Genomic DNA, 13,436 nt, shown 5'->3' with positions numbered 1-13,436 from the left:
GGGCAGCGCCCGGGAGGAATTTGGAATGACAGTAGCTGAGCACGATGAGGGTAATTTGACAAAGAGCTTCCAGGGCCTGCGCGTACTCGATTTTTCGACCACCATTGCCGGCCCGCATTGTACGCGGATGCTGGCCGACATGGGGGCAGAGGTCATCAAGATCGAGACCGCCGAGGGCGAGACGATGCGCACCCGTCCGCCGGTCCGCAACATGTGCAGCACCGCCTTCGGCCAGCTCAATATCGGCAAGAACAGCCTCGTGCTCGATCTGAAGTCGCCTGAAGGGATCGAGGTCATCCGCCGGCTGGTCGCGAACACCGACGTGCTCGTCGAGAACTTCCGTCCCGGCGTGATGCGGCGGCTGAAGCTGGATTACGACTCGCTGCAAGCGCTCAATCCGAAGCTGATCTATTGTTCGATCTCCGGATACGGCCAGACCGGGCCATCGGCCGAACTGCCGGCCTATGCGCCGGTGATCCATGCCGCCTCGGGTTACGACATGGCTCACCTGGCTTATCAGCCCGGACGTAGCCGGCCGGATTATTGCGGGATCTATCACGCCGACGTGCTCACCGGCGTCTATGCCTTCGGCGCCATTTCGGCGGCATTGTATCAGCGCCACCTCACGCAGCACGGCCAGCACATCGACGTCTCGATGCTGGAATCGATGTTGAGCCTGACGCTCAATGAATTGCAGTGGTCGCAATTCGAGGTGAAGCCGACCCAGCGTCCGATGTTCGGGCCGATCGCCACCGCGGATGGCTATGTGATGGTTGCCGTCGCCAGCGAGAAGACCTTTCAGAGCCTGATGAAGGTGATCGGCCATCCGGAGTGGGTCAGCGATCCGCGTTTCGCCGTCTATGCCGATCGCCGCGACAACTGGGCGGACCTGATGAACGGCGTCGAAGCCTGGTCTCAGTCGGTGACGACCGAAAAATGCCTCGCCGCGCTCAACGGCGAGGGCGTTCCCAGTTCGGCTTACCGCACGGTGAACGAAGCACTGAGCGATCCGCAGATCGCGCATCGCGGTGCTTTGGCCGAGGTGCAGGATGCCGGCGGCACGTTCAAGGTTCTCAACCTGCCGTTCCGCATGTCCGGCGCCAAGGTCGCGGCGGCGAAGCGGATGGCGACCCTGGGCGAACACACGGTCGCCTATCTCCGCGAGACCGGCCTGTCGGAAGACGAAATTGCGGCCTTCACGGGGAAGCGGCGGATGACCGCGCCGGGCTGACGCAACGCGTCGCTGACCGGACCTGCGGCTTTTCACCCGGCGCCCATGATGCGGACTTGCCGCCGCCTGCGATTCCAGCCAATCTGCCGCACAGTCATCGACGATCCGGAATACCGGACGTTCGGCATCTTGGAGGGAGCACCAATGACAGCGGCAATCCGCGGGCGCACGCTTGCGCAGATATTTCATGTAGCGGCATTTGGCGTTGCCTTGGCTGCAAGCCCCGCCAGCGCCCAGAAGCAGGGCGGCAGCATCACTGTGGGGCTCGAGCTCGATATTTCCGGTTTCGATCCGCTGAAGGTCGGCGTGTTTGATACGGCCGCGGGAACGGCGGCCGCGGCGATCTTCGACACGCTCACCTATCTCGACGACAAGGGCGTGGCGCAGCCGAAGCTCGCGCTGTCCTGGACGCACTCGGACGATTTCAAGACCTGGACGTTCAAGCTGCGGCCCGGGGTCAAGTTTCACGACGGCACGCCTTTCAATGCCCAGGCGGTCAAGGAGAATTACGACCGTCAGAAGGATCCGGCCAACAAGTGCCGATGCGCGTTCTACGTCGCGTTCATTAACAATGTGCAGGCGCCTGACGACCTGACGGTCGTATTCAATCTGAACGATCCGTCGGTAAATCTGCCCGCGATCGTATCGCCTCCCGGTGCGAACTTCGTGGTCCAGTCGCCGACGGCGTGGAAGACCAAGGGCGCCGACTACAACCGCAATCCCGTCGGTACCGGTCCCTATATCCCGAAGTCATGGATCGCTGGCGACCGCATGGTGCTGGAAAAGAATCCGGACTACTGGGACAAGGGCCGTATCTATCTTGACCGGATCATTCTGAAGCCGCTGCCGGATGCGCAGTCGCGCTTCGCCAGTCTGCAGTCGGGTGAGGCCGATATCGTCTGGGATGATGAGTACGACGCGGACAATATTCAGCGGGCGGAAAAGGATCCGAAGCTGAAGGTGCATACCTATGCGGGCTCCGGCGCCGCGGTCGCCGCTTTCAACACCAAGGTCGCGCCGTTAGACGATGTCCGCGTGCGCCAGGCGCTGGTGATGGCGCTTGATCGCAAAAAGATGTCGCAGGCTCTCACCAATGGCCTCGCCCGGCCGGCCTCCAACCCCTATGGCGACGGCTCATGGGTGAAGTGCAAGGATGACGGCGCGCTGCCCTACGATCTTGAAAAGGCCAAGGCGTTGATCAAGGACTACGGCAAGCCGGTCGATTTCAAGATGCTCTTCACCGCGACGCCGCGCGGACGTGCCGGCGGTCAGGTTTTGCAGCAGTTCTGGAAGCAGGCCGGCGCCAATATGGAGATCGAACAGGTCGACCAGGCCACGTTCCCTCCACGCGCCTTCATGCGCCAGTTCCAGGTGATAGGGTGGCGGATCGTCGATCTCGCCGATCCCGACGTCCAGATGTATGCCAATTTCCACACCGGCAGCCCGGTCGCGCTGGCCAACTACTCGAATCCGGAGCTCGACAAGCTGCTGGAGCATGCCCGGGTCACCGCCGATCAGGACAAGCGGATCGAGGATTACTGCGCGATCAGCCGGCACATCAACCAGCAGGCGCTCTGGTTCTGGACCTTCCAGAACACCTATTACGCGATGTCGAACGCAAAGGTTAAGGGTCTGCCGAAGATGTACAGCGGAGTGATCGACGTATCCCGCGTCTGGCTGGAATAACTCCGTATGCTGTTCTTTGTCGCGCGAAAGTTCCTGTACCTGGTACCGGTCCTGATCGCGGTATCGCTGCTGACATTCCTGATCGCCTCGCTTTTGCCGGGCGATCTCGCCTACACGATCCTCGGCGATCAGGCGACACCGGAAACGGTCGCGGCGTTGCGCCGCGACATGGGGTTGGATCAACCGATCTGGATCCGTTATTTCGGCTGGCTCGGTCACGTCCTGCAGGGCGATTTCGGCCGGTCGTTCCGCACCGGACAAACCGTGTTGCAGGCGGTGTCCGAGCGGCTTCCGATCTCGTTCGAACTGATGATCCTGGCCGAGATCATGTGCCTCGCGATCGGCATTCCGCTGGCGATAGTTTGCGCGGCGCGCAGCGGCGGCCCTTTCGATCGCTTCATGACCGGCACCGCCTTCGGCATGCTGTCGGTGCCGACCTTCCTGTCGGCCATCCTGCTGATCTATCTTTTCGCGGTGGAATTGCGCTGGCTGCCGGCGACCGGCTACGTGCCGTTCGGCGAGGATCCGGCCGCGAATCTGCGCTTCATGGTGTTGCCGGCCTTGACGCTGGCGCTTGCCGAGTGGCCGGGGATCATGCGCGTGCTGCGTTCCGACATGATCGCGACCCTCCAGGAGGACTATATCGCGCTGGCCAAGGCCAAGGGATTGAAGGCGTCGCGCATCCTGTTCGTGCATGCGCTGAAGCCCTCGTCGCTCACGCTGGTGACGATCACCGGAATCAACATTGGACGGTTGATCGGTGGCGCGGTGATCGTGGAGACGATTTTTGCGCTGCCTGGAATAGGCCGGCTTCTTGTCGGCGCGATCGCCACGCGCGACCTAATCATCCTGCAGGGCGTGGTGTTGCTGGTCGGTGCAGGATTCGTGCTGATGAACTTCATCGTCGATATGCTCTACGCCGCTCTTGATCCAAGGATCCGTCATGGCCACGCTTGAACTCAGCATCGACCAGGATGTTGCACAAGCGCCAACGCGGCGGGGCCGCCGGCTCGGACCGCTTTTCTGGGTCGCGATCGGCTGGGTGATCTTCGTGTTTGCGGTGGCGATATGCGCCGATGTGCTGCCGTTGCCGAGCCCGACCGACATGGACATGCTGGAGAAGCGCGCGCCGTTCTCGATGGCCCACTGGTTGGGCACTGACGGCCTTGGCCGGGATGAATTGTCCCGGGTGATCCATGGAGCGCGGATATCGCTGGTCGTGGGGATTTGTGCGCCGATCATCGGGCTAACGCTCGGCGGCGCGCTCGGGATGCTGGCGGGCTATTTCCGCGGCCGGTTCGAGTCGCTGGTGGTCGGCAGCATGGACGTGCTGCTGGCGTTTCCGCCGTTGATCCTGGCGCTGGCCGTGACCGCCTATCTCGGACAATCAATCCTGAACCTCACCTTTATTCTGGGTGTGCTCGGCATTCCCGCTTTCATGCGGGTGGCGCGCGCCACCACGCTCACGCTGGCGCGGCGCGAATTCGTGATCGCGGCGCAGGCGCTCGGCGCGACGCATGCGCGCATCCTGCTGCGCGAACTGCTGCCCAACGTCATGCTGCCGCTGCTGGCGTTCTTTCTGCTCGGTGTCGCCGTCACCATCGTGGTCGAAGGGGCGCTGTCGTTCCTCGGGCTGGGCGTGCCGCCGCCGATATCGAGCTGGGGCAGCATGATCGGGGAGGGGCGCCAAAGTCTCGAGATGGCGCCCAGGCTCGCCTTCATTCCCGCGATCGCGATGTTCCTGACCGTGCTTGCCTTCAACCTGATCGGCGACACGCTGCGCGCCCTGACCGATCCGCGGCAGGGCGCGCTGTGACCGGACCCGTGCTGCTTTCGGTCGAGGGGGTTGCGGTCGATCTGCCGACGCCGCGCGGCAATCTTCGCGCGGTGGATCAGGTCGACCTCGTGGTCGGCGCCGGGCGGACGCTCGGCATCGTCGGCGAATCCGGTTGCGGCAAGACCATGCTGTCGCGCGCCATCCTGCAACTGCTGCCGAAAAAGGCAAAGCTTTCCGGCCGCGTGATGTTCGATGGGCAGAACCTCGTGGGCATGGATCCCGAACGCCTGCGCAAGCTGCGCGGACGGTCGCTCGCGGTGGTTTTCCAGGACCCGATGACCTCGCTCAATCCGGTGCTGACCATCGGCACGCAATTGATCGAGACGCTGCAGGAGCATCTCGAACTCGACGGCCAGGCCGCGAAAATGCGCAGCATCGAGTTGCTGGCAGCGGTCGGCATCCCCGCGCCGGAACAAAGACTGATGCAATACCCGCATCAGCTCTCCGGCGGCATGCGGCAGCGGGTCGCGATCGCGATCGCGCTGTCCTGCGAACCGAAGCTGTTGATCGCCGACGAGCCGACCACCGCGCTCGACGTCACCATCCAGGCGCAGATTCTCGATCTCTTGGCGCGCGAGCAGCGCCGCCGCCACATGGCGATGATCATCATCACCCACGATCTCGGCGTGGTGGCCGGCCGCACCGACGAGGTCGCGGTGATGTATGCCGGCCGCGTCGTCGAGCGCGCGCCGACGCCCGACCTGTTCAAGAAGATGCACATGCCCTACACCGAGGCGCTGCTGGCGGCGATCCCGAAGCTCGATACCGCGCCGCATACGCCGCTGCCGGCGATTTCCGGACGTCCGCCGGACCCGACCCGGCCGATCAAAGGCTGCTCGTTTTCGCCGCGCTGCCGCTATGCCGCAGGCCTCTGTCATCAGGAGAAGCCCCGGCTCACGGTTGCGGAAACCCCCGACCACCAATTCGCCTGCTTCCACCCGATTCTGGCGCCGGCAGGAGCTGGCGCGTGATGCAGGAAAGCAAGGATTCTCTTTCGCGCGATCCGCTGCTCAAGGTCGAGCATCTGGTTGTCGAATATGCGGTCGGCGGCCACATCGTCCACGCGGTGTCGGACGTCAGCCTCGAAGTCGCGCGCGGCGAGACGCTCGGCCTGGTCGGCGAATCCGGCTGCGGCAAGTCGACGCTCGGCCGCGCGGTGCTGCAGTTGCGCAGGGCTCAATCCGGCCGCGTCCTGTTCGACGGCCATGATCTCACCGCGATGCATGGCGATGCCCTGCGCAAGATGCGCCAGCGCGTACAGCTGATCTTCCAGGATCCGATCGCCTCGCTCAATCCGCGGCGGCGGATCGGCGATATCGTCGCCGAGCCGCTGGTGATCGCGGGCGTCAAGGATCCGGAGAAGCGCCACCAGATGGTGTGCGACGTGCTCGGCGCGGTCGGCCTCGATCCCAATCTGGTGATGGGGAGGCTGCCGCACGAATTTTCCGGCGGACAATGCCAGCGCATCTGCATCGCGCGGGCACTGGTGCTCAATCCCGAATTCATCATCTGCGACGAGCCGGTATCGGCGCTCGACGTGTCGATCCGCGCCCAGATCCTCAATCTGCTGGAGGACATGAAGGCGCGGTTCGGGCTGACACTGCTGTTCATCGCCCACGATCTCGCGGTGGTGAAAGCGGTCAGCGACCGGGTGGCGGTGATGTATCTCGGCCGGCTCTGCGAGGTGGGCCCGCCCGAGCAACTGTTCGCCCAGCCCGCACATCCCTATACAGCGCTGCTGCTCGAAGCGATCCCGGTGCCGGATCCCGACGTCCGCCCGGCCGAAAGCGTGGCGGTCGGCGAGCCGCCGTCGCCGATCGCGCCGCCCTCCGGCTGCCGTTTTCGCACCCGCTGCCCGCGCGCGGACCAGCGCTGCAGCGACGAGGTCCCGGAACTTCGCGAGGTTGCCGCACGCCAGTTCGCCGCCTGCCATCATCCATTGATCGGGGCGGACTAAGCGTCTAACAACGGTCGAAGCACTTTGTTTTGACGCGTTTTCCCAGCGCGAACCGGTACCCACTTCGCTCGAAAACGCTATGCTCGGCCAAAAGCCAGAACCATCGGGAGAGACGCGATGAAGAGTTTCCAGGTTGCCGATTTCAACGCCCCCTTGAAGGAAGTGGACCAGCCGACGCCGCAACCATCCGGCACGCAGGTCCTGATCAAGGTGAAGGCGGCCGGCGTCTGCCACAGCGACCTGCACATCTGGGAAGGCGGCTACGATCTCGGCCACGGCCGCAAGCCGCTGTCGCTCAGGGATCGCGGCGTGTCGCTGCCGCGCACGATGGGACATGAGACCGTCGGCGAGGTGGTGGCGTTCGGGCCGGATGCCAAGGCCGACACCGCCGGCCTCAAGGTCGGCGATATCGCGCTGGTCTATCCCTGGCTCGGCTGCGGCAAATGCGAGACCTGCCTCGCCGGCGACGAGAATATGTGCCTGAAGCCGAACTCGCTCGGCGTCTACTGCGACGGCGGCTATGCCGACTACATGACGGTGCCGCATCCGAAATACCTGCTCAACCTGAAGGGGCTCGATCCCGTCACCGCGGCGCCCTATGCCTGCTCGGGCGTGACCACCTACAGCGCGCTGAAGAAGGTGGAGAAGGATTTCAACACGCCGATCGTCATCATCGGCGCCGGCGGTCTCGGCCTGATGGCGCTGTCGCTCTTGAAGGCGATGGGCGGCAAGGGCGCCATTGTCGTCGATATCGATGCGCGCAAGCGCGAAGCCGCCGAGAAGGCCGGCGCGCTCGCGACCGTCGATGGCGGCGCGCCCGACGCGCTGGAACAGCTTGCGCAAAAGGCCGGCGGCCCGATCCGCGCGGTGATCGATCTCGTCGGCAACGCCAAGACCACGCAACTCGGCTTCGATTGCCTGAGCAAGGGCGGCAAGCTCGTGATCGTCGGGCTGTTCGGCGGCGGCGCCACCTTTGCACTGCCGCTGATTCCGATCAAGGCGATCACGATCCAGGGCAGTTATGTCGGCAATCTCCGCGAGACCCAGGAACTGCTCGATCTCGTGCGCGACAAGAAGGTGCCGCCGATCCCGGTGACCCCGATGCCGCTCGCCAGGGCCAATGACGCGCTGGTCGATTTGCAAAAGGGCCGGCTGGTCGGCCGCGCGGTATTGACGCCGTAGGGACATTGCGTCGTCATTTCCCGTCATTGCGAGGAGCGAAGCGACGAAGCAACCCAGCCCTTCTTCGCGCGGTGGCATGGATTGCTCTCGCGGAACCTGTCATCGGGCGCGCATTCGCGCGACCCGTTGGCTCGCAATGACGACGTAACTCAACTCATTACTGCTCTCTTCGCCTTCCACAAGGAACCTCCCCATGTCTGCCAACGACGCCCTTCACATCGCCGTGCTTGCCGGCGACGGTATCGGCCCTGAAGTGATGGCCCCGGCGCTGGAAGTCCTGCGCAAGATCGAAAGCACCTCGGATCTCAAATTCCGCTTCACCGGCGCGCCGGCCGGCGCCAACAATTACCGCGAGACCGGCAAGTCGATGCCGGACTCTACCGTGCGGCTGTGCGACGAGGCCGACGCCATCCTGCTCGGCGCCTGCGGCCTGCCGTCGGTGCGCTACCCCGACAACACCGAGATCGCGCCGCAGATCGAGCTGCGCGTTCATTTCGATCTCTATGCCGGGGTGCGGCCGGCGCGGCTCATTCCCGGCGTGCCGAGCCCGATCGTCGGCGCGGATACGCGCGGCATCGATCTCATCGTCATCCGGGAATCCACCGAGGGGCTGTTCGCCTCGATGGGCAAGGGCATCGTCACCGATACCGAAGCGCGCGAGACGCTGGTGATCACGCGAAAAACCTCGGAACGGTTGTTCGAGTTTTCCTTCCGCCTCGCCGAACGCCGCAAGGCGCGCGGCAAGCCCGGCGCACTGGCCTGCGTCGACAAGGCCAACGTGTTCAAGGCGTTCGCCTTCTTTCGCGGGATGTTCGACGAAGCCGCCAAGCGTCACCCCGGGGTCAAGGCCGATCGCATGTATGTCGACGCCTGCTCGGCGCTGCTGGTGAAGCGGCCCTGGGATTTCGACGTCATGGTGACGGAAAACATGTTCGGCGACATTCTCTCCGACCTGACCGCTGGCCTGATCGGCGGCATGGGCATGGCGCCCTCGGCCGACATCGGCGACCGCCACGCCGTGTTCCAGCCCTGCCACGGCACCGCGCCCGACATCATGGGGCAGGGCAAGGCCAACCCCACCGGCATGATCCTCTCCACCGCGATGATGCTGGACTGGCTCGCCGACAAGCACGGCATCGAGGCCGCCGCCGAGGCCGGCGAGCGTATCGAGCGCGCAGTCGACAAGGTCTATGCCGACGGCATCAAGCCGATGGAATTCGGCGGCAGCAACGGCACTGCGGATATTGCGAAAGCGGTGCTCGAGGCGCTGTAGGCGGGGGCGGGCGAAAACGAAGCAAACGAGTCCCTGTCTAAAAAAGAAAAAAGATGAGTGAGAGGGCTCGGATGCGTTACAGCGGCTGTCAACTACAGCTGTCATGTCCCGCGATGCAGGCAGCGAGCGCGTTGAAGAGCCGATTCTCCCACGTCGTCCCTGCGAACGCAGGGACCCATAACCACCGGCGTTAGTTGATGCAGAAAGTATCTGATGCCTGCGTCTCACCGATAGGCCGCGGCGTATGGGTCCCTGCGTTCGCAGGGACGACGAAAGAGGATTCAGGATTTCGAACAATCACAAACATGCCTTCGCGATCTCGCGGCGGATTTCGCCCGAGGTTTGCTGTAGAATTTCCACGCCCCTCTCTTAATTAGAGGGCGCAGGGAAGACCGGATGCGCGCTGCACCCGCGGTCTCGTGTGCAAGTATGTGCGAAGAAAGACGCACACGAGCATACAGGTTCAGCGGAGGCAATCCGGCCTTCCCTGCGCAGTGGTTTACGGCTTATAGCGCGCTCTCCCCGGCGATCAGGATTTGTTTGTCACCGTCGCCGGCGGTTGCCCGCCGGCTTGACGCCAACCCAGAGGCTGTCAGGACCACACGACTTCGCCGTCCGCTATCCGCACCGTTCGTCAAAGGCGCATCTGCGTCCACCGCATCCCACCGCGCGTTTCGTGACGATCGCGAGCCGCCCCTCTTGTCGGGTGAGACGGGCGAGTCGTTAGCGCTGATTTGCCCGACGAGGCTGGGCAAGAATGCTGATTATGAGGCTGGGGTGGCGCGGAAAGGACTGACTGCGAGCCACAGCAGGATTCTAGTCCGGAAGGGCCGCAAAGCAAGCTGAAGGGCGCGCAGAGTGCTTATAGGAAGGTTTTCGCGGGCAATGGCGCCTTTTCAAGGTACGCGACGAAGCGGTCGAAGCCGAGAATGTTGAGCACGCGAGTGAAATTGTAGCAGAGGGCCATCAGGCTCCATTCGCCACGGACCTTGTCGAAGCCGCGCACGAGAAAGTGCTGATACCCGGCGCGGCATTTGAGCGTTCCAAAGGGATGCTCGACGATGGCGGAACGGCGGCGCATCAATTTTTTGGCCTCCTCACTTTCCATCCTCGCGCGGTGACGTTCGAGAACATCCTCGTGTTCCCAGCGAGCGATGCTCCGGTAAGGTGCCTTCGGGGCGAGACACTGCGCTCTCAGAGGACAGGCTGCGCAGGCCGCCTTGCGCCCCAGGTAGCGGATCTCGACGCGGCCGCTCGCATTCTTCCAGCGCCCTTCCGTTGGACGCAGCAGTTCTCCGGTCGGGCAACGGTAGACGTCGGCGCTCGCATCGTAGCGGAAATCCTTGCGGCTAAAGCGACCCTCCTCGAGCTTGCCATTGCCCTCATGCATCGGCACATAGGCTTTGATGCCGTCATCCTCGCAGGCCTTCAGGTCCTCGCTATTGTAATAGCCGGTATCGGCCGCCACCCGCAGGGTCTCCACATCGAGAACCTCTTTTGCCGCGTTTGCCATCTCATGAAGGTGGCCTGCATCGCTGCGATTGACGACCTCGCTGGTAACAATGAGCATGTGCTTGTCGTCGACAACGCTCTGCACGTTGTAGCCCGCAATGGTCTGATCGCCCTTGCTCAGAAGCCTCGCGTCGGGATCGGTCTTCGAGAGTTGCCCCTTGTTGCTTGTCTCCAAGTCCTTGAGGTCGGCTTGCGCGCGTTCGCGCCGGGCCATCAGCTCCTTCACCTTCTCGCCGACGTCGCCACTACCACCCTTGCCGTCGCCCCGCGAACCGTCGCTTCGCTGCTTGGCCTCTTCCGCATCATTGGCTTCGAGAGCCTTGCCATAGGCCTCGATCTCCTTGTCCAAGGCGGCGATCTGTTTGGTCAGCCTCCTTTGCGTGAAGATGCTTCCCTTGCTGGCGTTGCCGTGGAACAAGGCGCCGTCGAGCGCAACAAGGCTCCCTCCGATCAGATCGAGTTCGCGAAGCAGCAGCACGAAACTGCGGTTCGCGGCCTTCAGCGCTGCCCAGTTCTCCTTGCGGAAGTTGGCGATCGTCCGATAGCCCGGCCTCAGGTTCTTCAACAGCCAGATCAGCTCCAGATTGCGACCTGCTTCCCGTTCCAGCCGGCGCGATGATCTGACTTGGTTGATGTAGCCGTACAGATACAGCTTCAACAGATCGGCCGGATCGTACGGTGGCTGCCCCATCTCGTCCGCCCCGCGCGCCGCATGGAGGAAACCGAGCTTTGCAAGGTCGAGGGCACACACAAAGCTCTCGATCGCCCGCACCGGGTTGTTCGGCCCGACATAATCCTCAATCCGTGGAGGAAGCAGGCTGGTCTGATCCCGGCTCGCGCCGGTCTTGAATGTGCGATTCGTCATGAACCGAATCGTACATCAACTCCTCAAAATGCCGAGTTCTTGCTCAGCCTCGACGGGTTAAGCGAAATATTTTTCGCAAAGGGACTGGACACGCCATAATCGCAAGGCGAACTGATTTGCCCGTCGGGTAGTCACACAGCTGCGCAAGGCGTAATCCGCCGACGCTTGAAAGAAAGGTGGCGGATTACGCTGGCGCTAATCCAGCCCACGCAGCGTCTGGAATCTACCTTCCCTTGAACTGCGGCTTGCGCTTCTCCATGAATGCGCGCCTTCCTTCGCGGAAATCTTCCGAGTCCATGCAGGCGTTGCCGATCGCCTTGATCGCGTCCATGTCGCGCTTGCTTTCGTCTTTCAAGACCTGCGCGATGGTGATCTTGGCGGCCTGAATCGCGAGCGGGGCGTTGCCGGAGATGGTGCGGGCGATTTCCAAAGTCGCGTCCCACAGCTCGATGTCCGATACCAAGCGATCGACCAGGCCGATCCTTAACCCTTCGGCGGCATCGATCCGCATCCCCGTGTACATCAACAGCCGCGCCCAGGACGGACCGACCAGCGACACCAGATGCTTCAGGCCGTCATAGCCATAGGCGATGCCGAGCCTGGCGGCGGGAATGCCGAACTGGCTGTAGTCGGACGCGATACGGATATCGGCCAGCATCGCCACCTGCATGCCGCCGCCGAGGCAGAAGCCGCGGATGCAGGCGATCGTCGGCTTCGGATAATCAGCCAGCAGCGCGCGCTGCGCGGCGCTCTTCTTGGCATATTCTTCCCCTGCCTCGGCGTTGTGGCGGGTCTTCTCGAATTGGCTGATATCGGCGCCCGAGACGAACGCCTTGTCGCCGGCGCCGACCATGATCACCACGCGCACCTCGGGATCGTCGCGCAATTCGACCAGCGCGTGGCCGAGCCCTTCCCACATGTCGAGCGACATGGCGTTGCGCTTTTCCGGATTGTTGAACGTGATGACGCCGACGCCGTCGCTGACGCTCTGCAGGATCTTGCCGTCGGCAAAGGATTTTTCTGTTGTCTTGGGGGCGTCGAGCATCGGTGCGCTTTCGTGAGGTATCAGGTGGCCCCGCCTCAGGACGTGAGGAAGGGACCGGTCGTCGCCCGTGCGGGAGCCGGACGCGCCAGTAATTTAGTCGAGCATTCGGCCGTATGGGAGTGTTTCTCCCGGCCGGACCGGGGAGAGCGGCTCCAGCGCGCAATCGTCGTCAGCTTGTCACGCTTCGCGGGATCGGCAATCAGCTTGCTCGAGGCTGCGGCCCGCAACCGGGAGCCGCTGAGCATCCCCGATGTCAAACGGCCAGCCACTTGCCATGGCGTCGGGCTCGTCCTGTCGCGCCCGGACCCGCCTGTGGCCTGGCAGGTCGATGGTCTGCCGGCCGATCCGCTTGCGCCGATCGAACGTATCCGCGGTGCTGCGAACCGAAAGCTCGCGCTGCGAACCCCAAGGAGAACTCCAAGGGAACCCCAAGGGTTTGCAACGGCTAGTCTTCGTTCGCGGCGATCGATTCCATCAAGGACACCAGCTGACGCTGCACGGTCTGGTCCTTGATCTTGCTGTAAGCCCGCAGCAACCGGAGGCTGAACGCGCTATCGAGGAACAGCAGGCTTTCGACCTCCCGCGCCTTGCCGTCACCGTCATAGAAGAAGGTGACGGGGACATCGAGCGCAGTGGCGATGGCTTGAAGACGGGCGGCGCCGACACGGTTGACGCCCTTCTCGTACTTCTGCACCTGTTGGAAGCTGACGCCGAGTTTGTCGCCAAGTTCCGCCTGCGAGATCTTCTGCTCAACGCGCCGCAGCCGGATTCGCTTGCCCAATTCGATGTCCGGTTTTCCAGCACTGCGCTGCTTCATTTTCTTCGCTGCTGATTTCATCATCCTGCCT

The 13,436-nt window shown here is 63.3% G+C and carries 11 protein-coding genes; 8 read left to right on the top strand and 3 right to left on the bottom strand.

Going from position 1 to position 13,436, the window contains the following annotated elements; translation table 11 throughout:
* Nucleotides 1–25 precede the first annotated feature (25 nt).
* From KMZ29_RS19615 to KMZ29_RS19580, 8 genes are all read left to right on the top strand, one after another.
* Nucleotides 26–1,231, top strand: coding sequence for a CaiB/BaiF CoA transferase family protein (locus tag KMZ29_RS19615; protein WP_215620770.1), 1,206 nt, complete (start codon nt 26–28; stop codon nt 1,229–1,231).
* 144 nt (nt 1,232–1,375) lie between these two features.
* On the top strand, nt 1,376–2,917 hold the full coding sequence (locus KMZ29_RS19610; protein ID WP_215620769.1) for an ABC transporter substrate-binding protein: 1,542 nt from the start codon (nt 1,376–1,378) through the stop codon (nt 2,915–2,917).
* A gap of 6 nt (nt 2,918–2,923) precedes the next feature.
* Nucleotides 2,924–3,874, top strand: a complete 951-nt coding sequence (locus tag KMZ29_RS19605; protein ID WP_215620768.1) for an ABC transporter permease — start codon at nt 2,924–2,926, stop codon at nt 3,872–3,874.
* Entirely contained in the window at nt 3,861–4,733 is an 873-nt protein-coding gene (locus KMZ29_RS19600) for an ABC transporter permease (protein ID WP_215620767.1), read from the top strand. The genes KMZ29_RS19605 and KMZ29_RS19600 overlap by 14 nt, the downstream gene beginning before the upstream one ends.
* Nucleotides 4,730–5,725, top strand: a complete 996-nt coding sequence (locus KMZ29_RS19595; RefSeq protein WP_215620766.1) for an ABC transporter ATP-binding protein — start codon at nt 4,730–4,732, stop codon at nt 5,723–5,725. The genes KMZ29_RS19600 and KMZ29_RS19595 overlap by 4 nt, the downstream gene beginning before the upstream one ends.
* Nucleotides 5,725–6,711, top strand: a complete 987-nt coding sequence (locus KMZ29_RS19590; RefSeq protein WP_215620765.1) for an ABC transporter ATP-binding protein — start codon at nt 5,725–5,727, stop codon at nt 6,709–6,711. Before KMZ29_RS19595 ends, KMZ29_RS19590 begins: the two co-directional genes overlap by 1 nt.
* Nucleotides 6,712–6,828: 117 nt before the next feature.
* The gene (locus KMZ29_RS19585; protein WP_215620764.1) at nt 6,829–7,893 is read left to right on the top strand and encodes an alcohol dehydrogenase; all 1,065 of its coding nucleotides are present in this window, start codon (nt 6,829–6,831) and stop codon (nt 7,891–7,893) included.
* Nucleotides 7,894–8,086: 193 nt separating this feature from the next.
* The gene (locus KMZ29_RS19580) at nt 8,087–9,166 is read left to right on the top strand and encodes an isocitrate/isopropylmalate dehydrogenase family protein (protein WP_215620763.1); all 1,080 of its coding nucleotides are present in this window, start codon (nt 8,087–8,089) and stop codon (nt 9,164–9,166) included.
* A gap of 862 nt (nt 9,167–10,028) precedes the next feature.
* Here KMZ29_RS19580 and KMZ29_RS19575 read toward each other — a convergent pair.
* The 3 genes from KMZ29_RS19575 to KMZ29_RS19565 form a co-directional block, all read right to left on the bottom strand.
* Complete coding sequence (locus KMZ29_RS19575; RefSeq protein ID WP_215620168.1) at nt 10,029–11,543, bottom strand: IS1182 family transposase; 1,515 nt, start codon at nt 11,541–11,543, stop codon at nt 10,029–10,031.
* 223 nt (nt 11,544–11,766) lie between these two features.
* Nucleotides 11,767–12,588: an enoyl-CoA hydratase gene (locus tag KMZ29_RS19570; RefSeq protein WP_215620762.1), complete on the bottom strand. Its 822-nt coding sequence runs from the start codon at nt 12,586–12,588 to the stop codon at nt 11,767–11,769.
* Nucleotides 12,589–13,033: 445 nt separating this feature from the next.
* Nucleotides 13,034–13,429, bottom strand: a complete 396-nt coding sequence (locus tag KMZ29_RS19565) for a helix-turn-helix domain-containing protein (RefSeq protein WP_215602850.1) — start codon at nt 13,427–13,429, stop codon at nt 13,034–13,036.
* Between the last annotated feature and the right edge of the window lie 7 nt (nt 13,430–13,436).

The sequence above is a fragment of the Bradyrhizobium sediminis genome (assembly GCF_018736085.1).
GTDB lineage: Bacteria > Pseudomonadota > Alphaproteobacteria > Rhizobiales > Xanthobacteraceae > Bradyrhizobium > Bradyrhizobium sediminis.
Note: the sequence above shows the minus strand (reverse complement) of the source record. Positions and strands in the feature narration are given on the sequence as shown.